This window comes from Streptomyces canus (assembly GCF_001514145.1).
Taxonomy (GTDB): Bacteria; Actinomycetota; Actinomycetes; order Streptomycetales; family Streptomycetaceae; genus Streptomyces; species Streptomyces canus.
Genome location: NZ_KQ948666.1, coordinates 204,466 through 230,087, shown reverse-complemented (window position 1 = coordinate 230,087; position 25,622 = coordinate 204,466). Strand labels below are relative to the sequence as shown.

The window sequence follows — 25,622 nt, the reverse complement described above, 5'->3', positions numbered from 1 at the left end:
GCCCCTGTCCACCCACCCGGGTCACGCCTGGAAGAGGTGTTCGTACAGCACGGCGAGGAGGTAGATCAGCCCCCCGGCGCCGACGGCCGCGGCCAGCGCGGCGATGTAGCGCGACCCGGCTGTCGCGGCGGCGTCCCAGCCGCACAGGGTGAGCGCCGAGACGATTCCGAAGGCGAGGACGAAGAGCCCCGTCACCGTCAGGGTCGCCCAGCCGGAGATCGCCCTGAAACCGAGCGTTTCGAGCCCGGTCAGTGGCTGGTCGCGTACCGCGATCGTGGAACCGATGCGGGCGTCGGCGTCGATGACCGCATCGGTGTCGATCAACCGACCGCCGGCCGACAGCAGTTGGCCATGGCATTCGGTGGTCGGCTTGTTGTTCGTCCGCACCACCGCGCATGAGTCGACGTGCAGTCGCCCCGAGGTCCCGGACAGTCCGACGGCACCCGCGAGCATCAGCCCGCAGTAGCCGGTCAGCACCACGCCGAACACGAGGCCGACCAGAGCGGCGAGGGCTGTACGGAGCCGCTCAACCCACTGTTCTCTCCGCTGCTTCCGCTGCGTCCGCCGGAACGTCCGCAGGCGTTCGGCCCTCTTGAACCGCCGTCTGGCCGCCTTCGACGTCACGGCCCCTCCCCTGCTCCCGGTGACGCTCATGGTGACGGGCCACCCGCGCCCGGTTGCCGCAGGAGGGCTTGCACCACTCCTGCCGCGGATGATCCTTCAGGAAGTAGCGCACGCAGCGCGGGGCATGGCAAGCGCGCAGCCGCCGCCGGTCGGCTCCGGCGAGAAAGGCGATCGCGGCCTGCGCGAGTACGGCCGTGAGGTCGGTCCCCGGCGGCACCGGCTGCCGGTGTGCGACGGGTTCGGCCTCGTCGGTCCAGTGCAGCACGGGGACGGTCGGGGTGCGGGCGGCGGCCGCGTTGAGGCGGGCGACGGCCTCGGGGACGGGCAGCAGGCGTGCCGCGTCGGCGGGGCTGGGCTCACCGGGACGCACGGCGCGGGCGAAGAGGGCTCGGACGGCGGCCCGCAGGTCACGGACCGCCGCGAGGGTCCCCTCGTCGGCGACGAAGTGCGAGGCGTCCGGCAACGTCTCGGCATGCTCCCGGACCCAGGCGGTGAGACCCACGGGGTCGGCCAGGTCGTCGCCGACGCCGTCGTGTCCGTCGTGCCGGATGGTGAGGGCCAGGTCCAGGGTGAGACGGGCGTCCCTGTTGATCGTGTCCTGCATGCGGCTAATGATAGGTTCCGCCGCATCCATTAACACGTGGGCCAGGGCCCCTTTGAGCTCACCCTCAGGTGAGGTCGAACTCTCCTTCCCGCGCCCCTGACACGAACGCGCCCCATTCCGCGGGGGTGAAGATCAGGGAAGGGCTCTCAGGGCGGCCGCTGTTGCGCATCGCGATGAACCCCTCGACGAAGGCGATCTGGACATCCCCCAGACCGCGGCTGCTCGAGTGCCAATCGGCGTTGCTCAGGTCCAGCTCCGGCTTCTCCCAGCCCATGAGCGGCTGCTGCTGGATGATGGTCTCGGCCACGTCCGTGCTCCTCCCGATTGCGTCGTCCGCGGCCAGCCTAGCGATCGTGCCCGACCGCCGACAGGCCACGTGAGGGGGACCTTTCAGGAGTCAATTCACGCATCAGGGGGCTCAGACCCCACGAGCCACATGGAGAAGAACTGGGATCCGCCGCCGTAGGCGTGCCCGAGCACCCTGCGGGCGCCCTCCACCTGGTGTTCCCCGGCCTGTCCGCGTGCCTGGAGCGCGGCCTCCGCGAAGCGGATCATGCCGGAGGCGCCGATCGGGTTGGTGGACAGCACGCCGCCCGACATGTTGACGGGCAGATCCCCGTCCAGCTCGGTGACGCCGGCCTCGGTGAGCTTCCAGCCCTCGCCCTCGTCGGCGAAGCCGAGGTTCTCCAGCCACATGGGCTCGTACCAGGAGAACGGCACGTACATCTCGACGGCGTCGATGTCCCGGCGCGGGTCGGCGATCCCGGCCTGCCGGTACACGTCGGCCGCGCAGTCCTTGCCCGCCTGGGGCGACACGGCGTCCTTGCCCGCGAAGAGCGTCGGCTCGCTGCGCATGGCGCCGCCCAGCATCCAGGCCGGCGGCCGGGGCGCCCGCGCGGCGCCCGCCCGGTCGGTGAGCACCATCGCGCAGGCGCCGTCCGAGGACGGGCAGGTCTCGGAGTAGCGGATCGGGTCCCAGAGCATGGGCGAGGCCTGGACCTTCTCCAGCGTGATGTCGTGCTCGTGCAGATGCGCGTACGGGTTCTTGAGCGCGTTGCGACGGTCCTTGTACGCCACCAGGGACCCGACCGTGTCGGGCGCGCCGGTGCGCCGCATGTACGCGCGCACATGCGGTGCGAAGAAGCCGCCGGCTCCGGCGAGCAGGGGTTGCTGGAAGGGGATCGGCAGGGAGAGGCCCCACATGGCGTTGGACTCGGACTGTTTCTCGAAGGCGAGGGTGAGGACGGTGGAGTGCACCCTGGCCGCCACCAGGTTCGCGGCGACCAGCGCCGTGGAGCCGCCGACGCTGCCCGCCGTGTGCACCCGCAGCATCGGCTTGCCCACCGCGCCGAGCGCGTCGGCCAGGTACAGCTCCGGCATCATGACGCCCTCGAAGAAGTCGGGCGCCTTGCCGATCACCACGGCGTCGATGTCGGCCCAGGTCAGCTCGGCGTCGTCGAGCGCCCGTCGGGCCGCCTCCCGGACGAGTCCGGCGATCGACACGTCCCGGCGGGCCGCGACATGCTTGGTCTGGCCGATCCCTACGACGGCCACGGGCTCCTTGCTCATCGTGGATCCCCTTCGAGTACGGCGACCAGGTTCTGTTGGAGACAGGGTCCGGAGGTGGCGTGGGCGAGGGCCCGGTCGGACTCGCCCCGGTGGATCCGGGCGGCGGCCTCGCCGATGCGGGCGAGGCCGGCGGCCATCATCGGGTTGGCGGCGAGGGCGCCGCCGGACGGATTGACGCTGACGTCGTCACCGAGCCGCAGCGCCCTGCGCAGGACGACTTCCTGCGAGGTGAACGGCGCGTGCAGCTCGGCGGTGTCCACGGGCCGTTCGAAGGCCCCGGCCCGCTCGGCCGCCAGGCGGGCGGAGGGCGAGTCGGTGAGGTCGCGGACGCCGAGCGAGTGCGCCTCGATGCGGTGGTCGATCCCGCGGATCCAGGCGGGGCGCTCGCACAGCTCCCTGGCTCGCTCCCCCGCCGCGAGGACCACGGCGGCGGCCCCGTCGCCGATGGGCGGGCAGTCGCCGGTGCGCAGTGGTCGTACGAGGTAGTCCCCCTGCGGTACAGGCCCTTTGAGCTGTGCGCGCGGGTTGTCGGTCGCGCGGCTCCGGGCACCGATGGCCGCCAGCTCGGGTTCGTCCGTGTCGCCCGCGTCGATCAGCGCCTGGGCCTGGAGGGCGGCGAGGGCGACGGAGTCGGGCCACAGGGGGGCGACGTAGTACGGGTCGAGCTGCCGGGTGAGCACGTCGCGCAGGGAGCCGGGTGAGGACTTGCCGTACGCGTACACCAGCGCGGTGTCGGCGTCCCCGGACAGCAGCTTGGTCCACGCCTCGTACAGGGCCCAGGCCCCGTCCATCTCGACGTGCGACTCGGAGATGGGCGGCCAGGCGCCCACACCGTCCAGGGCCAGGGTGAAGGAGAAGGCACGGCCGGCGAGGTAGTCGCAGGAACCGGAGCAGGTGAAGCCGATGTCGGCGGCCTTCAGACCGGTCTGCGCGATGACGTCGTGCAGGACCGGCATGAGCATCTCCACCTCGGAGACTTCCGCGGTGGAGCGCAGGGTGTCGGACTGGGCGAAGGCCACGACGGCGATGTCGCGGGGCTCCGGGGCTGCGTCACTGGTCACAGGAGCTCCTTGTACGTCTCGTAGTCCGCGTCGGGTTCGCCGGTCGGCCGGTAGTGGTCCGGGTAGCGGCCACCCTCGCTCCACACCGGCTCGACCCTGAGGCCCATGCGCACCTGGTCGTACGGGATGCCGCCGATCCGGCCGTGCAGCGCGAGGTCGGCGCCGTCGAGGGCGATGTGGGCGTAGACGTACGGCACTTCGATGTCCAGGTTCTTCGCCTTGATGTTGACGATGCAGAAGGTGGTCACGGTGCCGGCAGGACCCACTTCCACCTGTTCCGATGTGGCCACCCCACATGTGGGGCAGGCACCCCTCGGCGGGACGTACACCTTGCGGCAGGCCGGGCAGCGCTCGCCGACGGCGCGGTGTTCGGCGAGGGCGTTGATGTAGGCGGTCTGGGCGCGGCCCGGTGAGTAGGTGTAGTCGAGACGGGCCTGGGCGACGATGCCGTGGACGGGGTCCTCGAACTCGCCCGCGTGGACGGTGACAACGGAATCGTCTCCGTCGTACGGCTCGAAGCAGGCGATGTCCGTGATGGCGCCGCAGCGTTCCTCCGTCCAGCGGATCCGGACGCGCATGCCGGTGCGGACGGCGTCGGGGCCGGGGGCGTCGAGGGCGTGCAGCAGGGCGGTGTCGGCGCCGTCCAGCTTCACCAGGACCCAGGCGAAGGGCGTGTCCAGCGGCTGACCGCGACGGGGTTCGTGGTTCCAGGCCCAGGTGGTGACGGTGCCGGTGGTGCCCACGTGGACGAGGTCGCGGATCTCCTCGGCGGTGACGGGGTCGTACTCGACGGGCGGGACCAAGGTGCGGCCGTCGCGGGTCTTCACGCCGAGGACGAGGCGCTCGCGCAGGCCGGTCAGGAAGGCGCTCTGGACGGGGCCGAGGGACCGGGTGAAGGGGAATTCGACGACCAGGGGGGCTTTGAGTACTTCGGGCATCGAGGGCGTGCCTCCTTCGAGGACGGACGCGCGTGGGTGGGCGGACGGTGGCTCGGCGGTGCAACGCGCCCCATGGGCGCGGGGAACTGCGCGACCGGCCACCGACGGCCCGCAGTGTCCGACGCACCTGCGACGACATCGCTTACGCGCGCCGGTAAACGGGCTGCCGCTTCTCCGCGAAGGCGCGGGCACCCTCCTTCGCGTCGGCGGTGTCGAAGATCGGCCAGCCGCGCTTGAGTTCGGCGGCCAGGCCCTCGGTCTCGGTCGTCTCGGCGGTCTCGTAGACCGAGGCCTTCACCGCCTCCACCGCGAGCGGGCCGCAGGCGTTGATCAGTTCGGCGATCTCCAGGGCCTTGGTGAGTGCCGTGCCGTCCGGGACGACGTGACCGATCAGGCCGATGCCGGCGGCCTCGCGTGCGGTGTACGGGCGGCCGGTGAGCAGCATCTCCAGCGCGTGGGTGCGCGGGATCTGGCGTTGCAACCGGACCGTGGAGCCGCCGATCGGGAACAGGCCGCGCTTGACCTCGAAGAGGCCGAAGGTCGCGGACTCGCCGGCGACCCGGATGTCGGTGCCCTGGAGCATCTCCGTGCCGCCCGCGACGCAGTAGCCCTCGACCGCCGCGATCACCGGCTTGCGGGGGCGGTGGTGCCGCAGCATCGCCTTCCAGTGCAGGTCCGGGTCGGCGGTCAGCCGGTCCCGGTACTGCTCGCCGCCGGTGCCCTTGCCCGCGAGGGCCTTGAGGTCCATGCCGGCGCAGAACGAGTCGCCCGCGCCGGTGAAGACGACCGAGCGGATCGAGTCGTCCGCGTCCGCCTCCAGCCAGCCGTCGTAGAGGCCGACCAGCATCGGCAACGAGAGCGCGTTCTTCGCCTCCGGCCTGTTGAGCGTGAGCACCAGTGTGGCGCCCTCGCGCTGGATGTTGAGGTGTTCCGTCCCACCCATCGCCCGTCTCCCCTCTGCCAGAACGAGAACAGGTTGCAGGAGGCGCCGACGCACTTCAAGAGTTTTCTGACAGTCAGTCAGATTTCTTCGCGCGAACCCTTCACAGTCACGCCGCCCTTTGCTCTGATGACCGGCGAACCATCGGAGAAGCAGGCCGTGTTGGGTCAGGAGGAGCGGTGGAGTACAACCTTGCCGACCTGTTCGAGTCCGTCGTCGACGTGGTGCCGGACCGTGAGGCGCTCGCGTACATCGACATTCCCGGTACGGGTGCGGAGCGCAGGCTGACGTACGCGGAACTGGACGCCGCGGCCAATCGCATCGGCCACCATATGATCGACAGCGGAGTACGTCCCGGTGAGCACGTCGGGCTGCACCTCTACAACGGAGTGGAGTACCTGCAGACGCTGCTGGGCTGCCTGAAGGCACGGATCGTCCCGGTCAACGTCAACTACCGCTACGTGGAGGAAGAGCTCGTCTATCTCTACCGGGACGCCGATCTGGTGGGGCTGGTCTTCGACGCCGAGTTCACGGACCGGGTGGCGGCCGCGCTGCCGCAGGTGGAACGGCTGCGGCAGCTGGTGCGGGTCGGGGCCGCCGAGCCGGACGAGCTGCCGGCGGTGCCGTTCACGGACGCCGAGGCTTCCGGGTCACCCGAGCGCGGGTTCCCGGCGCGTTCGCCCGACGACCAGTTCATCATCTACACCGGCGGCACCACCGGGATGCCCAAGGGTGTGATGTGGCGTCAGGAGGACCTGTTCTTCTCGGGGTTGGGCGGAGGCGCGCCCACCGGGGAGCCGGTCAAGCGGCCCGAGGAGCTCGCCGAGCGGGTCGCCGCGGGCGGGGCGGGGATCACCTTCTTCCCCACGCCCCCGCTGATGCACGGCACCTCCACGCTGACCTCCCTCATCGGCTTCAACTTCGGCCAACGGGTCGTGCTGCACCGCAAGTTCGTGCCGGAGGAAGTGCTGCGGACCGTGGAGCGGGAGAAGGTCAGCGCCATGTCGCTGGTGGGTGACGCGATGCTGCGGCCGCTCATCGACGCGCTGGAGGGCCCGATGAAGGGCACCGACATGTCGTCGGTGTTCAGCGTGTCCTCGTCCGGCGCGATCATGTCGGACACGGTGAGCCGGCAGTTCCGGGCACTCGTCCCGAACGCCATGCTGCTCGACAACTTCGGCTCCTCCGAGTCCGGATTCAACGGGACGGCGACGGAGGACTCCGGCCCCGAGCGCGGCTTCCGCGTCCGGGTGAACTCCCGCACCCAGGTGGTCGATCCGGCCACGCACGAGCCGGTGGCCGTGGGCGAGGTGGGCCGGGTCGCCCAGTGCGGCCATGTGCCGCTCGGCTACTACAACGACCCGCGGAAAACCGCCGACACCTTCTTCGAGAAGGACGGCGAGCGGTGGGTGCTGCTCGGGGACATGGCCACCGTCGACGAGGAGGGGGTCGTCACCGTCCTCGGGAGGGGCTCGCAGTGCATCAACACGGGCGGCGAGAAGGTGTACCCGGAGGAGGTCGAGCAGGCGCTCAAGGCACATCCCGATGTGTACGACGCGCTCGTGGCCGGGGTGCCGGACGTGAAGTGGGGGCACCATGTGGCGGCCGTCGTGCAGTTGCGCGAGGGAGCGGTGCGGATGTCCCTGGACGACCTGCAGAGCCACTGCCGGGAGCGGCTCGCGGGGTACAAGGTGCCGCGCCAGCTGGTGATCGCTCAGTCCATCCGCCGGTCTCCGAGCGGCAAGGCGGACTATCGGTGGGCGCAGAAGGTGGCGGTGGCGGCGGACGGGTGACGGCCGGATCCCGGCCCCGTGCGATTGAACCGAACGTGACGTGCGAACGTACTGGTGGTGGCAGGCTCGGTCAGCGGGCCCTGTTCGTCATGCCGTCACTGCAGGACCGCACGTCACAGCAAGACCGCACGGAAGGACCACCGGGTGTCGCTCTTCACTCGTTCTCGTCAACTGCCGGGTACCACTGGGGGCGAGGCGGAAGCGGATGGTGGGGGTGCGACGGGGGAAGGAGTGACGGAGGAGGTCGTAGAGGAGGCTGGGGCGGCCGAGAACACTCAAGCCGCCGAGACCTCCGAGACCGGCGACTCCCCACGCCCCGGATGGTTCGGCTGGCGCCGCCGCTATCCCCGTACGGCCCGTGGGGTGTCCGTGGGGACGACCGTGCTGGCCGGGCTTCTGCTGCTGGTCGTGCTGCTCTCCCCCGCCCGGCTCGACCGCATGGACCTCCAGGCGTTCCTGCGGCTCCCCGTCGAGGCGATCGTCCTCGCGGCCGTCCTGCTGGTGCTGCCCCCGAAGGTCCGCCGGATCGCGGCGGTGTTCTTCGGGCTGTTCATCGGGGTGCTCACCCTCCTGAAGCTGATGGACATGGGATTCCGCCAGACCATGGCCCGGCCGTTCGACCTGGTGTTCGACTGGATCATGCTGGGCAACGCGACGGACTGGCTGCGGGAGTCGTTCGGGCGCACGGGCGAGGTGCTCGCGATCGCCGGGGTGATCATCCTGTTCATCGCGGTCCTCGTGCTGTGCACGCTCGCGGTGGTGCGGTTGACGAACGTCATGTCCCGGCACCGCCCCCGGGCGGTTCTCACCACACTCGTCCTCGGAACCGTGTGGATCACCTGCTTCAACCTCGGCGTGCAGTTCGGCGGGGTCGCCTTCGCCACCAAGGGCTACACCGGATTCCTCGCCAACCGGGTCCAGAACATCCGCAACGGACTGGGCGACGCCGAGGTCTTCGAGAAGCAGTCCGCCGTCGACGCCTTCGCCGCCACCCCTCCCGACCAGCTCCTGACCGGGCTGCGCGGCAAGGACGTCCTGTTCACCTTCATCGAGAGCTACGGCCGGGTGGCGATCGACGACCCGGCGATGGCACCGGAGATGGACGCGACGCTGAAGAAGGGCGACGCGACGCTCAAGGCGGCGGGCTTCGCGTCGCGCAGCGGCTGGCTTCAGTCCCCCGTGACGGGCGCCGGCAGCTGGATGGCGCACTCCACGTTCCTGTCCGGCCTGTGGGTCAAGAACCAGCAGCGGTACCTGAACCTCACCTCCAGTGACCGCGCGACCCTCACCAGCTACTTCCAGAAGACCGGTGACTGGCGCACGGTGGGCATCGTGCCGGGCGTGCGCAAGTCGTGGCCCGAGGGCAAGTACTTCGGTCTCGACCACATCTACGACTCCACGCACCTCGGCTACAAGGGTCCGTACTTCAGCTGGACGCCCGTGCCGGACCAGTTCAGCCTGGAGGCCTTCCAGAAGCTGGAGCACGGCAAGAAGAACCGTGACCCGATCATGGCGGAGATCATCCTGGCGTCCAGTCACAACCCGTGGTCGCCGATCGCCCACACGATCGACTGGAACGACCTCGGTGACGGCTCCGTCTTCGAGCAGATCAAGAAGGAGGGCACGAACCCGACGGAGGTCTGGAAGAGCCAGGACCGGGTGCGCACCGAGTACCGCAAGGCCATCCAGTACTCCGTGGACAGCCTGACCCAGTGGATGCAGCGCTACGGCGACGAGAACACGGTCCTGGTCTTCCTCGGTGACCACCAGCCCGTCCCGACCGTCACCAAGGGATCCACCAGCAGGGACGTGCCGATCACGATCGTCGCCAAGGACCCGAAGGTGCTGGACCGGGTCGACGACTGGAAGTGGACGGACGGCCTCAAGCCCGCCGACAACGCGCCCGAGTGGGGCATGGACAAGTTCCGCGACCGCTTCATGACGGCGTTCGCAAAGTGACTTGCCTCCTCGCCGATCGCCTGGATTACTGATCCCCAGCACCGCGACCGAATGATCGGTCGCCCGTGATGACACGGTGGGTGGCGAAAGGGGCGTTCCGATGGCGGATGCGGCGGAGCTGCTGGACTCGGGGGAACGACTGGACGCCGGGGCGTTGCGGGCGGTGCAGCTGGAGCGCATGCGGGCGTCTCTGCGGCACGCGTACGAGCACGTGCCGTTCTACCGGGAGTCCTTCGACAAGGCGGGTGTCCGCCCGGACGACTGCCGCTCCCTGAGCGACCTGGCCCGGTTCCCGTTCACCACCAAGGCGGACCTGCGCGAGAACTATCCGTACGGGATGTTCGCCGTGCCCCGGGACCATGTGCGGCGCATCCATGCCTCCAGCGGCACCACCGGGCGCCCCACAGTCGTCGGCTACACGGACAACGATCTGGACCTGTGGGCCGACATGGTGGCGCGTTCCATCCGGGCGGCCGGCGGCAGGCCCGGGGACGTGGTGCATGTGGCGTACGGCTATGGGCTGTTCACCGGTGGCCTCGGCGCACACTACGGCGCCGAACGGCTCGGCTGTACGGTCGTCCCCGCGTCCGGCGGCATGACGGCACGCCAGGTCCAGCTCATCCAGGACCTGGAACCCGGCATCATCATGGTGACCCCGTCGTACATGCTCACGCTTCTCGACGAGTTCGAGCGGCAGGGCGTCGATCCGCGCGGCACCTCTCTGCGCGTGGGCGTCTTCGGCGCCGAGCCCTGGACGGAGGAGATGCGCCGGGAGATCGAGGAGCGGTTCGCGATCGACGCCGTGGACATATACGGGCTGTCGGAGGTGATCGGCCCGGGCGTCGCGCAGGAGTGCGTGGACACCAAGGACGGGCTCCATGTGTGGGAGGACCACTTCTTCCCCGAGATCGTCGACCCGATCACCGGGGAGGTGCTGCCGGACGGCGAGAGGGGTGAGCTGGTGTTCACCTCGCTCACCAAGGAGGCGATGCCCGTCGTCCGCTACCGGACCCGGGATCTGACCCGGCTGCTGCCGGGCACGGCCCGGGTGTTCCGGCGGATGGAGAAGGTCACCGGCCGCAGCGACGACATGGTGATCCTGCGCGGGGTGAACCTCTTCCCCACCCAGATCGAGGAGATCGTCCTGCGCACCCCGGGCGTCGCGCCCCACTTCCAGCTCCGGCTCACCCGTGAGGGCCGCCTGGACGCCCTCACCGTGCGCGCGGAGGCCCGGCCGGGCGCCACACCCGAGACCCGGGACGCGGCCGCACGGACCATCGCGACGGCCGTCAAGGACGGCATCGGGGTGTCGGTCGCCGTCGAGATCGTCGAACCGGAGTCCCTGGAGCGGTCCGTCGGAAAGATCCGCCGGATCGTCGACCTGCGCCCCCGCTAGTCCGCGAACCGGTCCCGCAGCTCCCGCTTGAGGATCTTCCCGCTCGCGTTCCTCGGCAGCTCGTCCACGAACAGCACCCGCTTGGGTGCCTTGAAGTGGGCGAGCTTCTCCCGGACGTGGTCGAGGAGTTCGGCCTCGGTGACCTCGCCGCGCGGGACGACGACCGCCGTGACGGCCTCGATCCACCGCTCGTCGGGCAGGCCGATCACGGCGACCTCGGCCACGGCGTCATGCGTGTACAGCGCGTCCTCGACCTGGCGTGAGGCGACCAGCACGCCACCGGAGTTGATGACGTCCTTCACGCGGTCGACGATGGTGAAGTAGCCGTGCGCGTCCCGCACCGCGAGGTCGCCGGAGTGGAACCAGCCGTCCCGGAAGGCCGCTTCGGTCTCCTCGGGCTTGTCCCAGTAGCCCTCGCACAACTGCGGCGACTTGTAGACGATCTCGCCGGGCGTTCCGTCCGGCACGTCCTTGCCGTTCTCGTCCACGACCCGGGCGTCGACGAACAGGACGGTACGGCCGCAGGAGTCCATCCGCCCCTTGTGCTCGTCGGGCGCGAGGACGGTCGCGAGCGGGCCGATCTCGCTCTGGCCGAAACAGTTGTAGAAGGCCAGCTTCGGCAGGCGCTCGCGGAGTCGTTCCAGGACGGGCACCGGCATGATCGAGGCGCCGTAGTACGCCTTGCGGAGTCCGCCGAGGTCACGCGTGGCGAAGTCGGGGCGGTTGGACAGTCCGATCCACACGGTGGGCGGCGCGAACAGGCTGTCCGCGCGGCCCTGTTCGATCAGGTCGAAGAGGCGGTCGCCGTCGGGCGCGTCGAGGATGATGTTCGTCGCGCCGACCGCGAGATACGGCAGCAGGAAGACGTGCATCTGGGCCGAGTGGTAGAGCGGCAGCGAGTGCACGGGCCGGTCACCCGCGCTGAGATCGCAGGCGGTGATCGCGCTCAGGTACTCGTGGACCAGGGCGCGGTGGGTCATCATCGCGCCCTTGGGCAGGGCCGTCGTCCCCGAGGTGTACAGCAGCTGGACCAGGTCCTCACTGCGCGGTTCGGGGCCGTCGTACGGCGCCGCCGTGGCCAGGCGGGCCAGCAGCGACTCGTCGGCGTCCCGCAGGGGCACCGTGCGCACACCCTCCGGCAGCCGCCCCGCGAGGTCGGGATCGGCGAGGACGAGCGTGGTGCCCGACTGGCCGACGATGTACGCGAGATCCTCGCCGGTGAGGTTCTGGTTGACCGGCACATGCACCAGTCCCGCGCGGGCGCAGGCCAGGAAGGCGATCAGATACGCGTCCGAGTTGTGGCCGTAGGCGCCCACCCGGTCACCGCGCTCGAGGCCCTGGTCGAGGAGAACTCGCGCCGCTCGTGAGACGGCGTCGTCGAGTTCCTCGTACGTCCATGAGCGCTCGCCGTACTCCACCGCGACGCGCGCCGGGGTGCGCCGGGCGCTGCGCCGCAGCACCCCGTCAACCGTACTGCCGTGTCCAGGCGTCATACGGGACAACCTACCGGTTGGTACGCTCAACCGCTCCTTCCCTCAATGACGTTGGGAGGCACGATGCGCACCCGCCTCAGACGCGCCGTCGTCGCGGCCGTGGCCCTGTCCGCCGCCGTCGGCACGCTGCCGGCCGCAGCGGCACAGAACCAGCAGAAACAGGAACATCCGTCCCACGGCGGTCTCTCCGCCACCATCCGCTACACCGAGTACGGCATCCCGCACATCCTCGCGAAGAACTACGCGGATCTCGGATTCGGCACCGGGTGGGCGCAGGCCACCGACCAGGTGTGCGCGCTCGCCGACGGGTTCGTGACCGTGCGCGGCGAACGTTCGCGCTTCTTCGGGGCCGACGCGGCCTCCGACTCCGCACTCTCCTCGGCCACCAGGAACCTCTCCAGCGACCTGTACTTCCGCGGGGTGCGGGAGGCGGGGACGGTGGAGAAGCTGATGGCCACACCTGCGCCGCGCGGTCCGAGCCGTGCGGTGAAGGAGCTGATGCGGGGCTTCGCGGCGGGCTACAACGCCTGGCTGCGGAAGAACCGGATCACCGACCCGGCGTGCAAGGGCGCCGGCTGGGTGCGTCCGGTGACGGTCCAGGACGTGGCCGCGCGCAACTTCGCGCCGGCCGTGCTCGGCGGTCAGGGCCGGGCCGTGGACGGCATCACGGCCGCGCAGCCGCCCGCGTCCACCACTGCGACGTCCGCCGCACCGGACGCCCGGGACACCGCCCGCGCGGCCCGGGAACTGTTCGCCGCCGACTCCGCCGACATGGGCTCCAACGCGGTGGCCTTCAGCGGGGCCACGACGGCGAACGGCCGGGGGCTGCTCCTCGGCAACCCGCACTACCCCTGGCAGGGCGGCCGCCGCTTCTGGCAGTCGCAGCAGACCATCCCCGGCGAACTGAACATCGCGGGCGGCTCGCTGCTCGGCTCGGCGACGATCTCCATAGGCCACAACGCGCAGGTGGCCTGGAGCCACACCGTGGCCACGGGCGTCACCCTCAACCTGCACCAGCTCACCCTCGACCCGGCCGACCCGACCACGTACCTCGTCGACGGCAGACCGGAGCGGATGACCGAGCGCCGGGTGACCGTCGCCGTCCAGGGCGGCGAACCGGTGACGGGGACCCAGTGGTGGACGCGGTACGGCCCGGTCGTCACCTCGCTCGGCGCCTCGCTGCCGCTGCCCTGGACGACCACGACGGCGTACGCCCTCAACGACCCGAACGCCACCAACCTGCGCGCCTCCGACACGGCCCTCGGCTTCAGCAAGGCCCACAGCACGAGCGACGTTCTGGGCGCGTTGAAGCGCACCCAGGGGCTGCCGTGGGTCAACACGATCGCCGCCGACTCGCAGGGGCACACGCTGTTCACGCAGTCTCAGGTGCTCCCCCGGATCACCGACGAACTGGCCCAGCGCTGCTCCACTCCCCTGGGCCGGGTCACCTACCCCGCCTCGGGCGTGGCGATCCTCGACGGTTCGCGCGGCGACTGTGCCCTCGGCAGTGATCCGGACGCCGTACAGCCGGGGATCTTCGGGCCCGCGAAGATGCCGGTCCTCACGGACGCGCCGTACGCGGAGAACTCCAACGACAGCGCCTGGCTGGCCAACGCCGAGCGGCCGATCACCGGGTACGAGCGGGTCTTCGGCACCGTGGGCACGCAGCGCTCGATGCGCACCCGCGGTGCCCTCCAGGACGTGTCCGCGATGGCCGCGCGGGGCCGGCTGACCGTACGGGACCTTCAGGCGCAACAGTTCGCCAACCGGGTGACCGCGGGCGACCTCGCGGCGGCGGACGCGGCGAAGGCATGCACCGCGCTCCCTGGTGGCACGGCAACAGGCAGTGACGGCAGGGCGGTTGACGTCCGCGAGGCCTGCGCGGTGCTCGCGGCCTGGGACCGCACCGCGAACACCGACAGCCGGGGTGCGCTGCTCTTCGACCGGCTCTGGCGGAAACTGCCCACTTCCTCGCTGTGGAAGGTGCCGTTCTCGGCGGCCGACCCGGTGGGCACGCCGAACACGCTCAACACCGACGCGCCGGCCTTCGCCACGGCCCTCGCGGACACGGTGACCGAGCTCCGGGCGGCCGGTGTCCCGCTGGAATCGCGACTCGGGGAGCACCAGTTCGTCGTACGGAACGGCAAGCACATCGCCGTTCCGGGCGGCACCGAGTCGCTGGGGGTGTGGAACAAGGTCGAGCCGGTGTGGAACCCGGCGGGCGGCGGATACACGGAGGTGACGACCGGGTCCAGCTACATCCAGGCGGTGGGCTGGGACGGCGGCCGCTGCCCGGTGGCCCGGACCCTGCTGACGTACTCCCAGTCCTCGAACCCGAACTCGCCGCACTTCAGCGACCAGACGCGGCTGTTCTCGGCGGAGAAGTGGGTGACGTCCCGGTTCTGCGAGAAGGACATCGTGTCGTCGCCGGCGCTGCGGGTCGTCCGGGTCCGTTCCTGAGGCTCACACCGGCCGCGAGCGCCCCTGCCAGTACGGATCCCTCAGGCGTCGCTTGTACAGCTTGCCGTTGGGATCGCGGGGCATCTCGGTGATGAAGTCGACGCTCTTCGGGCGTTTGTAGCCGGCGAGTTGTGCGGCGCAGTGGGCGAGGAGGTCGTCGGCCAGGTCCGGCCCGGGCGCGTGGCCCGGGGCCGGTTCCACCGCGGCCTTGACCTCCTCGCCCCAGTCGTCGTGCGGGATGCCGAAGGCGGCGGCGTCGGCGACGGCGGGGTGTTGGAGCAGGACGGACTCGATCTCGGCGGGGTAGATGTTCACCCCGCCGGAGATGATCATGTCGATCTTGCGGTCGCGGAGGAAGAGGTAGCCGTCCTCGTCCAGGAGCCCCAGGTCGCCCACGGTGAAGAAGTCTCCGATGCGGTTCTTCTTCGTCTTGGCTTCGTCCTTGTGGTAGGCGAAGCCACCCGTGTTCATCTTCAGGTACACGGTGCCGAGTTCGCCTGGCGGCAGCCGGTTGCCGTCGTCGTCGAAGATCGCGAGTTCGCTGATGGGCCAGGCCTTGCCGACCGTGCCGGGCTTCTTCAGCCAGTCCTCGGCGGTCGCGAAGGCTCCGCCGCCCTCGCTGGCCGCGTAGTACTCCTCCACACAGGGCCCCCACCAGTCGAGCATCGCCCGCTTCACATGGTCGGGGCAGGGGGCGGCCCCGTGGATGGCGTGCCGCATGGACGAGACGTCGTAGCGCGCCCGGACCTCCTCCGGCAGAGCCAGCAGACGGTGGAACTGGGTCGGGACCATATGGGTGTGGGTGCACCGGTGCGCGTCGATCAGTCGCAGCATCTCCTCGGGTGTCCACTTGTCCATCAGGACCAGCCGGTGCCCGATGTGCAGGGACGCGGCCGCGAACTGGAGGACGGCCGTGTGGTAGAGCGGCGAGCAGACGAGGTGGACGTTGTCGCCGAAGGGCTGGATGCCGAAGATGCCGAGGAAGCCGCCGAGGTACGCCTCCTCCGGCCGCTTGCCGGGCAGGGGCCGGCGGATACCGCGCGGGCGGCCCGTCGTACCCGAGGTGTAGTTCATGACCCAGCCGAGCTCACGGTCCGCGGGTGCCGACTCCGGTTGTCCGTCGAGGAGTTCGGCGTACGGCCGGAAGCCGGCGATCTCGCCGACGGCGTACCGGTGGCTCGCGGGGAGGCCCGCCTCGTCGGCCGCCTGCCGGGCCGCGGCGGCGAAGCGTTCGTCGGCGATGAGCACCTTGGCGCCGGAGTCGGCGACGATCCAGGCGATCTCGGGGGCGACGAAGTGATGGTTGATCGGAACCAGGTAGAAGCCGGCCTGGCTGGCGGCGAGGTGCGCGGTGAAGAACTCGGCGCTGTTCGGCAGGACGACGGCGAAGGCGTCACCGCGTTCGAGTCCGGCGGCGCGCAGGCCGTGGACGAGCTGGTTGGCGGCGGCGTGGAGTCGACCGGCGGTCCAGGGCGAGCCGTCCGGGGCGATGAGGACCGACCGCGAGGGGTCTTGGGTGGCTTGGGCCCAGAAGCCCGCGGGGGGTGTGCTCGTCACTGGCCGCTCCTTCCGGCGATGCGGTTGATGCGATCGACGGCTTTCTCGAAGCCGCGGGTGAGGTCGTCGAAGACGGCCTGGACGCTGCGTTCGCTGGTCATGCGTCCGACGATCTGGCCGACGGGCGTGCCCAGCAGTGGCTCCACCTCGTACTTCTGGATGCGCGAGACGGCATCGGCGACCAGCAGGCCCTGCAGGGGCATCGGGAGGGTGCCGGGTCCGTCGGCGGAGTCCCAGGCGTCGGTCCATTCCGTACGGAGCTGGCGTGCGGGCTTCCCGGTCAGCGCACGGGAGCGGACGGTGTCGCCGGAGCCGGCCGCCAGCAGCTTCTCGATGAGCCTGGGCGAGGGCAGTTCGGCCTCTGTGGTGGTCAGCCATATGGAGCCGAGCCACACACCCTGAGCCCCGAGTGCCAGCGCGGCAGCCACCTGCTGTCCGCTGCCGATGCCACCGGCCGCCAGCACGGGCAGCGGGTCCACGGCGTCGACGACCTCGGGCGTGAGGACCATGGAGGCGATGTCACCGGTGTGGCCCCCGGCCTCGTAGCCCTGGGCGACCACGATGTCGATGCCGCCCTCCTTGTGCTTGACCGCGTGCCGGGCGCTGCCCGCGAGGGCCGCGACGAGGACGCCCTGATCGTGCGCGCGGGCCACCACGTCGGCGGGCGGGGAGCCGAGGGCGTTGGCGAGCAGCCGGATCGGATAGTCGAAGGCGACGTCCAGCTGGTTGCGGGCGACCTGTTCCATCCAGCCCGTGATGCGCCACCCCGACGCCTCGCCCTCCGCGAGTTCGGGCACGCCGTACTTGGCGAGGGTGTCCTTGACGAACTGCCGGTGCCCCTCGGGGATCATGGCCTCGACGTCCGCCTCGGTCACCCCCTCGACCTTCTTGGCGGGCATCACGACGTCCAGGCCGTACGGCTTGCCGTCGACGTTCGCTTCAATCCAGTCGAGGTCGCGTTTGAGTTCGTCGGGGGCCGTGTAACGGACCGCGCCGAGCACTCCGAAGCCGCCGGCCCGGCTGATGGCCGCGGCGACGGCGGGGAACGGCGTGAAGCCGAAGACGGCGTGCTCGACTCCCAGTTTCTTGCTCAGCTCCGTCTGCATGGCCGCAGGATGCCGCAGACCACCGGACGACGGAAGAGGTTTTCTGATGCTCCGTCAGATTCTGCTCCAAGTCGGGTGCCGCGCGGCTGCGGGACGAGTTGGCAGCCGGTGCCGTTCACCACGGAGCACGACGGCACGCAGGATCACCGCGCCGGTTCGGTCACCGGCTGGTCGGGACGGGCCTGGTACCGGCGCACGGCCCGCCTCCCGGCGGATCGCCGGCCCGCCCTGCGCCGGCGGTACGCCACCGACCGGCTGCACGTCGGGACGCGTACGTCGACGGGCTGCGCGTCGGCACGGGTGACTGCGCCCTGTTCGACGAGTCACGACCGGCGGACGCCGCCCGGATCGAGGCCGTCGGCTGGACGGCGTCCGGCGACTGACGGCTCAGCCGGGGACGTCCAGCCGCTGGGTGCCGACGACCGACAGCAGTCGTAGTGCCTCTTCCGACGGGGAACCGGGAGTGGCGGTGTAGATCACGACGTGCTGGTCGCGGTCGGCGATGTCCAGGACGTCGCAGTTGACGGCGACCGGGCCGACGACCGGGTGGTCGAAGGTCTTGCACAGGGTGGGGCGGGACTCGACGTCGTGGGCGGCCCACAGCCGGGCGAACTCCTCGCTCCCGTCGAGGAGTTCCGCCACCAGGCCGGTCAGCTCGCGATCGTCGGGATAGCGGGCGGAGGCGGCGCGCAGCTGCTGCACCGAGGAGAGCGCGAACTCCTCCCCGTCCGACACCCCGTACAGTCGCCGGCCCTGCGGGTGCGGGCCGAGGAAGGCGCGCCGGACGAGGTTGCGGTCGCGGCGGGAAAGGGCGGAGAAGTCCTCCATGAGGGCCGCGGCCAGGTCGTTCCAGGCGATGACCTCGTAGGTGGCCGAGATGACGATCGCGGCGGCCTGCGGCAGCCGGTGGAGCAGGTCGACGATGCTCTGGCGCACCTCGCGGGAGGGGCCCGGCGGCGGGCCCGGCGGGGTGCCGGCGAGATGGTGGAGGTGGTCGCGTTCGGCGTCCGACAGGCGCAGGGCGCGGGCGACCTGGGCCAGGACATCGAGGGAGGGACGGGGTGCGCGCGCCTGCTCCAGCCGGGTGTAGTACTCGGTGGAGATGTACGCCAGCTGTGCCACCTCCTCGCGGCGCAGGCCCGGTGTGCGGCGGCGCGGTCCGGCGGGCAGGCCCACGTCGGCGGGGGTGATGCGCGCGCGTCGGCTGCGCAGGAAGTCGGCCAGTTCTCGTCGGTCCACGTTCCCAGTGTGCGCGGGTTCCGGGTCGCCCAGCCAGGTACCACCTGTGCCTGGATGAGGATCGCGGCCGGAGGGAGGCTCGTCGGCATGACCAACACCACGATCACCCCCCTGCTCGCCGACAAGGTCGCTTTCGTCACCGGTGCCGGACGTGGCATCGGCGCGGCGGCCGCACGGCTGTTCGCCCGGGAGGGCGCCCGCGTTCTGCTCGCCGCCCGCACCGAGACCCAGCTCAAGGCCGTGACCGAGGAGATCCGGGCGGCCGGCGGCACCGCCGACTACGTCCTGTGCGACCTTGCCGACCCGACGAGCGTCCAGGCCGCCGTGGACCGGGCCGTCGAGCTGTACGGCAGGCTGGACATCGCCTTCAACAACGGTGCGACCAGCCAGCAGCCCGGCCCGATGGACCAGCTGTCGGAGGCCGACTTCGACCACGTCATCTCCGTCAACCTCAAGGGCCCCTGGCTGGCGATGAACGCCGAGATCGCCGCGATCCGGGCCACCGCGGGCACCGGCGCGATCGTCAACAACTCCAGTGTCGGCAGCCTGATGGCCAACCCCTGGCTGCCCGCGTACGGCGCCGCGAAGCGGGCGGTCAACAGCCTGACCGCGTCGGCCGCGGCCACCTACGGCCCGGAAGGCATCCGCGTCAACGCCATCGCCCCGGGCACGACGCTGACCGAGATGATCGACGACTGGGAGACGAACTCGCCGGGCATCGTCGAGCAGCTCGTCGCGCAGACCCCGCTGGGCCGCGGCGCCGACCCGGCCGAGATCGCCGAGGCCGCGGCCTGGCTCCTGAGCGACCGGGCCTCGTACGTCACCGGAGTGGTGCTCCAGGTCGACGGCGGCAGCCGGGCGTGAGAGGGCGCGCCGCGAAGGGGGCACGGCAGCCGGTCTGAGGGCAGGCGCCACGAGCCGCGCACACCAGCCAGGCGTGGAGGGCACGCGACACGAGCAGGCACACGCCAGCCGGGCGTGAGGGGTGGGCGGCCACGAGTACCGCACGCCAGCCGAACCTGAAGGCAGGCGCACACCAGCCGCAGACGCCGGCCATGCCTGAAGGCAGGCGCACACCAGCCGCACACGCCAGCCTGACGCCAGGGGTAGGCGGCCACGAGCGGCACACGCCAGCCGGGCCTGAAGGCGCAGGTCCGCGGCAGCCCGTGTCAGTCGCCGAGTTCCTCCAGCACGGCCATTGCCGCGTTGTGCCCCGGCACACCGCTCACCCCGCCGCCGCGCACGGCGCCCGCCCCGCACAGCAGCACGTTCGCGTGCCGGGTCTCCACGCCCCAGCGGCCCGTGCCCTCCTGGGCGTACGGCCAGGACAGTTCCCGGTGGAAGATGTTGCCGCCGGGCAGCCGCAGGTCCCGCTCCAGGTCGAGCGGGGTCTTGGCCTCGATGCAGGGCCGGCCGTCCGCGTCCGTGGCCAGGCAGTCGGCCAGCGGCTCGGCGAGGTGGGCGTCGAGCTGGGCGAGGGTCGACTTGAGGAGTTCCTCGCGTACGGCGTCGTTGTCCCGGTCGAAGAGCCGGGCCGGGGTGTGCAGGCCGAACAGGGTGAGGGTCTGGTAGCCCTGCTCGACGAGGTCCGGGCCGAGGATCGTCGGGTCGGTGAGGGAGTGGCAGTAGATCTCGGAGGGCGGCGCGGTGGGAAGCCGGCCGGCGGCCGCCTGGGCGTGGGCGGTGGCCAGCTGCTCGTAGCCCTCGGCGATGTGGAAGGTGCCGGAGAACGCCTCGCGCGGGTCGACCTCGCTGTCGCGCAGCCGCGGGAGGCGCTTGAGCAGCATGTTGACCTTGAGCTGGGCGCCCTCGGCGGGGGTGGGCGGCTGGTCGCCGGTGAGTACGGCGAGTTGCTGCGGTGAGGCGTTCACCAGGACGTGCCGGGCCGCGACGGTGCCCTCTCCGTCGGCCGTGCGATAGGTGATCTCCGCCGCGCTGCCGTCCGTGTCGATCCGTACGGCCTCGTGCCCGGTGGCGAGGACCGCGCCCGCGTCCCGTGCCGCCGTGGCCAGGGCGTCGGTGAGGGCGCCCATGCCGCCGACGGGGACGTCCCAGGCGCCGGTCCCGCCGCCGATCACGTGGTAGAGGAAGCAGCGGTTCTGCTTGAGGGAGGGGTCGTGGGCGTCGGCGAAGGTGCCGATGAGCGCGTCGGTCAGGACGACACCCCGGACCAGGTCATCGGCGAAACGGTCCTCCACGGCCGCGCCGATCGGTTCCTCGAACAGGACCCGCCACGCCTCCTCGTCGTCCACCCGCAGGCGCAGTTCGTCCCGGGTGGGCAGGGGCTCGGTGAGGGTGGGGAAGACCCGCTGCGCGACGCGGCCCGTCATGTCGTAGAACCGCTGCCAGGCCTGGTACTCGCGTTCGCCGCCGGTGAGCCGGGCGAAGGCCTCCCTGGTGCGGCGCTCACCGCCGCCGACGAGCAGACCGGTCGGCCTGCCGTCGCGTTCCACGGGGGTGTACGACGAGACATTGCGGGTGCGGATGCGGAAGTCCAGGCCGAGGTCGCGGACGATCTTCTTGGGCAGCAGGCTGACCAGGTACGAGTAGCGCGACAGCCGGGCGTCCACCCCCGCGAACGGCCGCGTGGAGACCGCCGCGCCCCCGGTGTTCCCGAGCCGCTCGAGCACCAGTACGGACCGTCCGGCCCGGGCCAGATAGGCGGCGGCGACCAGTCCGTTGTGCCCCCCGCCGACGATGACGGCGTCGTAACTGCGCTGGTGTCCCTCGTGTGCAGGCATGGTTCTTCGTAACACGTGGTGATCTAGGTCGGCCAGAGGTGGACGGCAGCCGGCCCACGGCGCCGGCCCCGGGTCACTGCGCTCCCGACGCCCGCTGCTGCCGCAGGACCGCCACCCGGCGGTAGAGCTCCACCGCCTCCGCGCCCCGCCCCAGCTGCTCCAGGCAGTGGGCCTCGTCGTTGCGGCTGGCGAGGGTGTCGGGGTGGTCGGCGCCGAGGACGCGTTCGCGGGCGGTGGCCACCCTGCGGTACTCGGTGAGGGCGTCCGCCCAGCGGCCCAGCCAGCCCAGGCCCACGGCGACCTCGCGGCGGCTGACCAGGGTGTCCGGATGGTCGGCCCCGAGGACACGTTCGCGGATCGCGCACACGTCACGGGACTCGGCCAGGGCTTCTTCCCAGCGGCCGAGGCGGCCGAGGTTGACGCCGAGGCCGTGCCGGGCGCGCAGGGTCTCGGGGTGGGTGGGGCCGTGGATGCGGGTGCGGTCCTCGATCAGGTCGCGGTAGAGCTGGAGGGCGTCCGCGCTGCGGCCGAGGCGTCCGAGGCTGATGCCGACCTCGTAGCGGGCGGCGAGGGTGTCGGGGTGGTCGGGGCCGAGGGCCTGGGCGCGGGCTTCGGCGACCTCGTGGTAGGTCTGCAGTGCCTCCGCCCAGCGCCCCAACTGGCCGAGCGCGTAGGCGACTTCGTAGCGGGTGACCAGCGTGTCGGGGTGCTGGGGGCCCAGTACCCGGGTGCGGGCGGCGGCCACCTCGCAGGCCATGCGGTACGAGTCCTCCAGGCGGCCGAGCCTGCTGAGATTGAAGGCGAGGTTGTGGCGGCAGCGGAGGGTGTCGGGGTGGTCGGGGCCCATGCCGCGTTCCCGAGCGGTGAGCACCGAGTTGTAGACCTGGTGGGCGTCGAAGTGGCGGCCCAACTGGCCCAGGACGTACGCCATTTCCTGGCGGGCGGCGAGGGTGTCGGGGTGATCGGCACCCAAGGCGCGGGTTCTGCTCGCGGCCACGTGCTTGTACTCGCGCAGGGCGTCGGCGGCGCGGCCGGTGCGGCTGAGGGTGAAGGCGACCTCGTAGCGGCTGGCGAGGGTGTCGGGGTGGTCGGGGCCGAGCAGGTGCTCACGCTCGGCGGCTACCGCGCGGTGCACCTCGCCGGCCTCGGCCCAGCGGCCCAGGCGCCCGAGGCTGAGTCCCGCGTTGTGCCGTCCGGCGAGTGCCGCGAGTGCCTGCGCGGAGGGCACGGGCGGCTCGTCCGGCACCGGTTCCTCGGTGCGGCCGGTGGCGGGGCGGGCGATCCACTCGCCGGTGAGACCGGCCCCGGCGTCCGGAGGTGTGGTGACCAGGCCGGCGCCGGTGGCCTTGTGGCCGGTGGTCATGCCACGGGTCCAGGACGGCAGCCGGGTCTCGCGGGGGCGGGCGGGTTCGGCGGACTCCGGCGGCCGGAAGTCGGGCCGCGGGGTCACCACGGTGGGCACGTACGCCGGTGTGGTGCGGCCCAGGGTGATCCGGCGGCCCAGCTCACGCGCGTCGTGCGGGCGTTGGTCGGGCTGTTTGGCCAGCAGGTCGAGGATGACCTTCTCGAGGTACTCCGGGAGTTCGGCGCGGTGACTGCGCGGCGGCCGCGGTGGGGTGTCGCGGTGGCCGACGAGGATCGCCCACGCGTCCTCCAGGTCGAACGGCGGTGCCCCGGTGGCGATCTCGTACAGCACACATCCCAGGGAGTACAGGTCGCTGCGCTGGTCGACCTCGGAGCCTCCTATCTGCTCCGGCGACATGTAGTGCGGGGTGCCCATCGCGATGCCGGTGCCGGTCAGCCGGGAGGTGAAGTCGACGTCGTGGCCCAGGCGGGCGATGCCGAAGTCGCAGATCTTCACGGTGCCGTCGGTGAGCCGGACGATGTTCGCGGGCTTCAGGTCCCGGTGCACGATGCCCTGCTGGTGGGTGTAGGCGAGGGCGGCGGCGACCTGGTCGGCGATCTCGACGACATCGGCGACGGGCAGCGGGTGCTGTTTGTTGTCCTCCAGGAGCTGGCTGAGGTTGCGGCCGTCCAGGAGCTCCATCACCAGGTAGAGGACGCCGTCGGACTCGCCGAAGTCATGGACGACCGTGATGCCGCGGTGGCTGAGGGCGGCGGCCACGCGCGCCTCGCGCCGGAACCGCTCCCTCAGGACCCGGGTGAAGTTCTGGTCGTGCTGCCCGCCCAGCGGCTTGAGACACTTCACGGCGACATGGCGGCCCAGCGACTCGTCGCGTGCCCGCCACACCTCGCCCATGCCTCCGCGCCCGATCGGATCGAGCAGCCGGTACCGCCCCTGGATGAGCCTGCTGTCCCCCATCTCCTGCGACCGCCCCCGTAAAGTTCGCCCCGCCCTCCCATGGCCCGTCCAGTATGGCGACCTATCGTCCGAGTTTGTACGGGGCGGGCCGGGAGCCCGGCCCGAGGCGGGCCATGGCGCGGAGGATATGCTTGGGCGGGAGTTGCCAGCGCAGACGTGCGGGAACGCAGCGCAGCAGGGTGCCGGTGGCGCGCAACTGGCGGGTGACGGTGGTGGGTTCGGGCGCTTTCCTGCCGTACAGCTCGTGGGCGTACGGCGGCAGGGCGGCGTACGCCAGCTGCGCCACGCGCCGCCACAGCATCTCTCGCGCCGGGACGAGGAGTGGGTGCGTCGGTGGGCGGAGAAGGAAGTCGTCCACTTCGCGGGCCTCGGGCGTAGCGGCGAGCTCGGGCAGCATCTTCTCGAAGTAGGCGGCCATCTCCGACTGGCTCGCCGGTACGGCGTCGGGGTCCAGGCCCACCAGGCGGGCGCTGACCCGGTGCTCGGACAGGTAGCGGTCCGCCTGTTCGTCGGTGAGGCGGAAGCCGGAGCGGCGGGCGACCTGGAGGTAGGAGTCGATCTCGGCGCAGTGCACCCACAGCAGGAGTTGGGGTTCGTCGACGCCGTAACGTTCGCCGGTGTCGGGGTCGGTCGCGCCGAGCAGGCCGTGGATCTTCCGGACCCGGGCGCCGGCCTTCTCGGCGGCCTCCGTGGTGCCGTACGTCGTCGTGCCGACGAAGTTGGCGGTGCGCATCAGCCGGCCCCAGGCCTCGCGCCGGAAGTCGGAGTTCTGCATGACTCCGCGCAGCGCGCGCGGATGCAGGGCCTGGAGGTAGAGCGCGCGGATGCCGGCGACCCACATCATCGGGTCGCCGTGCATCTGCCAGGTCACCGAGTCCGGGGTGAACAGCCCGGGATCGCCGGCCTCGAAGCCGGCTGCCCCTGCCGTACGCCCAGGTGTGACCACAGCCTCCGCCTGTCTCCAGAGCATCACACCGATCCCGCATCCGAGGTCACTCCGGATCGTTCCCTCAACACTGCTGTGTCATTCCCCCGAGCTACATGTTGATCATGTGGCCGGCGAGGCCGTGCACGGCTTCCTTGACCGCCTCGCCCAGGGTCGGATGGGCGTGGACGTTGCGGGCGACCTCGTGGACGGTGAGGTCCCACTGCTGGGCCAGGGTCAGCTCGGGGAGGAGTTCGGTGACGTCGGGGCCGATGAGGTGACCGCCGAGGAGCTCGCCGTACTTGGCGTCGCTGATCAGCTTCACGAACCCGGTCGCATCACCCAGGCCATGGGCCTTGGCGTTCGCGGTGAACGGGAACTTGGCCACCTGGACGTCGAAGCCCTTCTCCCGCGCCTGTGCCTCGGTGTAGCCGAAGCTGGCGATCTGCGGCTGGCAGAACGTGGAACGCGGGATCATCACGTAGTCCAGCTCCATGGTCTCCGCGTCCGCGATCGTCTCCGCGGCGACCACACCCATCGCCTCGGCGGCGTGCGCGAGCATCAGCTTCGCGGTGACGTCGCCGATGGCGTAGATGTGCGGGACGGAGGTGCGGCAGCGGCCGTCGACGTCGATCGCGCCGCGCTCGGTGACGCGCACGCCGGTGTTCTCCAGGCCGTAGCCGGTGACGTTCGGCGCGAAACCGATCGCCTGCAGGACCTTGTCGGCCTCCAGCACCTGCTGAGCGCCGTCCTTGCCGGTGACCGTGACACGGACCTGCGGGCCGGACTCGTCGATCGACTCGACGCGGGTCGAGGTGAGGACGTCGATGCCCAACTTCCGGTACTGCTTGGCCAGTTCGGCGGAGACCTCGGCGTCCTCCAGCGGGGCGATAC

Annotated in this window: 19 protein-coding genes and 2 pseudogenes; 6 read left to right on the top strand and 15 right to left on the bottom strand. The window is 71.1% G+C overall.

Features of this window, described 5'->3' with window-relative positions; all coding sequences use genetic code 11:
• Window positions 1–21: 21 nt before the first annotated feature.
• The 7 genes and pseudogenes from AQJ46_RS31725 to AQJ46_RS31695 all read right to left on the bottom strand — a co-directional run bounded on the left by AQJ46_RS31725 (window position 22) and on the right by AQJ46_RS31695 (window position 5,739).
• A complete protein-coding gene (locus AQJ46_RS31725; RefSeq protein ID WP_059208823.1) occupies window positions 22–489 on the bottom strand; it encodes a hypothetical protein in 468 nt (155 codons plus the stop codon).
• Window positions 490–634: 145 nt separating this feature from the next.
• A pseudogene (locus tag AQJ46_RS31720) lies at window positions 635–1,228 on the bottom strand (CGNR zinc finger domain-containing protein); the annotation flags it as partial.
• Between the two features lie 64 nt (window positions 1,229–1,292).
• Window positions 1,293–1,535, bottom strand: a complete 243-nt coding sequence (locus AQJ46_RS31715; RefSeq protein ID WP_059208954.1) for a DUF397 domain-containing protein — start codon at window positions 1,533–1,535, stop codon at window positions 1,293–1,295.
• Window positions 1,536–1,630: 95 nt separating this feature from the next.
• A complete protein-coding gene (locus AQJ46_RS31710) occupies window positions 1,631–2,797 on the bottom strand; it encodes a thiolase domain-containing protein (RefSeq protein ID WP_057611500.1) in 1,167 nt (388 codons plus the stop codon).
• Window positions 2,794–3,858 carry a thiolase domain-containing protein gene (locus tag AQJ46_RS31705; RefSeq protein WP_059208822.1) on the bottom strand — a complete coding sequence of 355 codons (1,065 nt, stop codon included), beginning with the start codon at window positions 3,856–3,858 and terminating at the stop codon, window positions 2,794–2,796. The genes AQJ46_RS31710 and AQJ46_RS31705 overlap by 4 nt, the downstream gene beginning before the upstream one ends.
• Complete coding sequence (locus AQJ46_RS31700) at window positions 3,855–4,796, bottom strand: OB-fold nucleic acid binding domain-containing protein (protein WP_059208821.1); 942 nt, start codon at window positions 4,794–4,796, stop codon at window positions 3,855–3,857. Before AQJ46_RS31700 ends, AQJ46_RS31705 begins: the two co-directional genes overlap by 4 nt.
• Before the next feature lie 142 nt (window positions 4,797–4,938).
• Complete coding sequence (locus AQJ46_RS31695; protein WP_059208820.1) at window positions 4,939–5,739, bottom strand: crotonase/enoyl-CoA hydratase family protein; 801 nt, start codon at window positions 5,737–5,739, stop codon at window positions 4,939–4,941.
• Window positions 5,740–5,915: 176 nt separating this feature from the next.
• Here AQJ46_RS31695 and AQJ46_RS31690 point away from each other — a divergent pair, with 176 nt between their 5' ends.
• The 3 genes from AQJ46_RS31690 (at window position 5,916) to paaK (ending at window position 10,884) form a co-directional block, all read left to right on the top strand.
• Window positions 5,916–7,529, top strand: a complete 1,614-nt coding sequence (locus tag AQJ46_RS31690) for an acyl-CoA synthetase (protein ID WP_059208819.1) — start codon at window positions 5,916–5,918, stop codon at window positions 7,527–7,529.
• 231 nt (window positions 7,530–7,760) lie between these two features.
• On the top strand, window positions 7,761–9,488 hold the full coding sequence (locus AQJ46_RS31685; RefSeq protein WP_225887434.1) for an LTA synthase family protein: 1,728 nt from the start codon (window positions 7,761–7,763) through the stop codon (window positions 9,486–9,488).
• Window positions 9,489–9,588: 100 nt separating this feature from the next.
• Entirely contained in the window at window positions 9,589–10,884 is a 1,296-nt protein-coding gene (paaK, locus tag AQJ46_RS31680) for a phenylacetate--CoA ligase PaaK (protein ID WP_059208817.1), read from the top strand.
• Here the strand turns inward: paaK and AQJ46_RS31675 are convergent.
• Window positions 10,881–12,377: an acyl-CoA synthetase gene (locus AQJ46_RS31675; RefSeq protein WP_059208816.1), complete on the bottom strand. Its 1,497-nt coding sequence runs from the start codon at window positions 12,375–12,377 to the stop codon at window positions 10,881–10,883. The two genes, paaK and AQJ46_RS31675, sit on opposite strands and share 4 nt — an antisense overlap.
• 63 nt (window positions 12,378–12,440) lie before the next feature.
• On the opposite strand from AQJ46_RS31675, the gene AQJ46_RS31670 reads away from it, so the two are divergent.
• Entirely contained in the window at window positions 12,441–14,837 is a 2,397-nt protein-coding gene (locus AQJ46_RS31670; protein WP_059208815.1) for a penicillin acylase family protein, read from the top strand.
• A gap of 3 nt (window positions 14,838–14,840) precedes the next feature.
• On the opposite strand, the gene AQJ46_RS31665 is transcribed toward AQJ46_RS31670, so the two are convergent.
• Window positions 14,841–16,394: an acyl-CoA synthetase gene (locus tag AQJ46_RS31665; RefSeq protein WP_059208814.1), complete on the bottom strand. Its 1,554-nt coding sequence runs from the start codon at window positions 16,392–16,394 to the stop codon at window positions 14,841–14,843.
• Window positions 16,391–17,500, bottom strand: a complete 1,110-nt coding sequence (locus AQJ46_RS31660) for an NAD(P)H-dependent flavin oxidoreductase (protein ID WP_059208813.1) — start codon at window positions 17,498–17,500, stop codon at window positions 16,391–16,393. The genes AQJ46_RS31665 and AQJ46_RS31660 overlap by 4 nt, the downstream gene beginning before the upstream one ends.
• 90 nt (window positions 17,501–17,590) lie before the next feature.
• On the opposite strand from AQJ46_RS31660, the pseudogene AQJ46_RS57445 reads away from it, so the two are divergent.
• A pseudogene (locus AQJ46_RS57445) lies at window positions 17,591–17,883 on the top strand (serine hydrolase); the annotation flags it as partial.
• A 4-nt stretch (window positions 17,884–17,887) separates the two neighbouring features.
• Here the strand turns inward: AQJ46_RS57445 and AQJ46_RS31655 are convergent.
• Complete coding sequence (locus AQJ46_RS31655; protein ID WP_059208812.1) at window positions 17,888–18,739, bottom strand: helix-turn-helix transcriptional regulator; 852 nt, start codon at window positions 18,737–18,739, stop codon at window positions 17,888–17,890.
• Window positions 18,740–18,793: 54 nt separating this feature from the next.
• Here AQJ46_RS31655 and AQJ46_RS31650 point away from each other — a divergent pair, with 54 nt between their 5' ends.
• Window positions 18,794–19,603, top strand: coding sequence for an SDR family NAD(P)-dependent oxidoreductase (locus tag AQJ46_RS31650; RefSeq protein ID WP_059208811.1), 810 nt, complete (start codon window positions 18,794–18,796; stop codon window positions 19,601–19,603).
• A 305-nt stretch (window positions 19,604–19,908) separates the two neighbouring features.
• Here the strand turns inward: AQJ46_RS31650 and AQJ46_RS31645 are convergent, their stop codons facing one another.
• The 4 genes from AQJ46_RS31645 to AQJ46_RS31630 form a co-directional block, all read right to left on the bottom strand.
• Window positions 19,909–21,480, bottom strand: coding sequence for a phytoene desaturase family protein (locus AQJ46_RS31645; protein ID WP_059208810.1), 1,572 nt, complete (start codon window positions 21,478–21,480; stop codon window positions 19,909–19,911).
• 73 nt (window positions 21,481–21,553) lie between these two features.
• Window positions 21,554–23,803 carry a serine/threonine-protein kinase gene (locus tag AQJ46_RS31640; protein ID WP_059208809.1) on the bottom strand — a complete coding sequence of 750 codons (2,250 nt, stop codon included), beginning with the start codon at window positions 23,801–23,803 and terminating at the stop codon, window positions 21,554–21,556.
• 61 nt (window positions 23,804–23,864) lie between these two features.
• The gene (locus AQJ46_RS31635) at window positions 23,865–24,662 is read right to left on the bottom strand and encodes an oxygenase MpaB family protein (RefSeq protein WP_225887438.1); all 798 of its coding nucleotides are present in this window, start codon (window positions 24,660–24,662) and stop codon (window positions 23,865–23,867) included.
• A gap of 178 nt (window positions 24,663–24,840) precedes the next feature.
• The coding region (locus tag AQJ46_RS31630) for a dihydrolipoyl dehydrogenase family protein (RefSeq protein ID WP_159064081.1) at window positions 24,841–25,622 on the bottom strand (782 nt) is incomplete at its 5' end.

What these genes read in the sequence shown, in the direction of transcription:
- AQJ46_RS31710 (WP_057611500.1), bottom strand. Translation starts at nt 2,797, where the DNA reads ATGAGCAAGGAGCCCGTGGCCGTCGTAGGGATCGGCCAGACCAAGCAT.
- AQJ46_RS31700 (WP_059208821.1), bottom strand. Translation starts at nt 4,796, where the DNA reads ATGCCCGAAGTACTCAAAGCCCCCCTGGTCGTCGAATTCCCCTTCACC.
- AQJ46_RS31695 (WP_059208820.1), bottom strand. Translation starts at nt 5,739, where the DNA reads ATGGGTGGGACGGAACACCTCAACATCCAGCGCGAGGGCGCCACACTG.
- paaK (WP_059208817.1), top strand. Translation starts at nt 9,589, where the DNA reads ATGGCGGATGCGGCGGAGCTGCTGGACTCGGGGGAACGACTGGACGCC.
- AQJ46_RS31675 (WP_059208816.1), bottom strand. Translation starts at nt 12,377, where the DNA reads ATGACGCCTGGACACGGCAGTACGGTTGACGGGGTGCTGCGGCGCAGC.
- AQJ46_RS31670 (WP_059208815.1), top strand. Translation starts at nt 12,441, where the DNA reads ATGCGCACCCGCCTCAGACGCGCCGTCGTCGCGGCCGTGGCCCTGTCC.
- AQJ46_RS31660 (WP_059208813.1), bottom strand. Translation starts at nt 17,500, where the DNA reads ATGCAGACGGAGCTGAGCAAGAAACTGGGAGTCGAGCACGCCGTCTTC.
- AQJ46_RS31650 (WP_059208811.1), top strand. Translation starts at nt 18,794, where the DNA reads ATGAGGATCGCGGCCGGAGGGAGGCTCGTCGGCATGACCAACACCACG.
- AQJ46_RS31645 (WP_059208810.1), bottom strand. Translation starts at nt 21,480, where the DNA reads ATGCCTGCACACGAGGGACACCAGCGCAGTTACGACGCCGTCATCGTC.
- AQJ46_RS31640 (WP_059208809.1), bottom strand. Translation starts at nt 23,803, where the DNA reads ATGGGGGACAGCAGGCTCATCCAGGGGCGGTACCGGCTGCTCGATCCG.
- AQJ46_RS31635 (WP_225887438.1), bottom strand. Translation starts at nt 24,662, where the DNA reads ATGCACGGCGACCCGATGATGTGGGTCGCCGGCATCCGCGCGCTCTAC.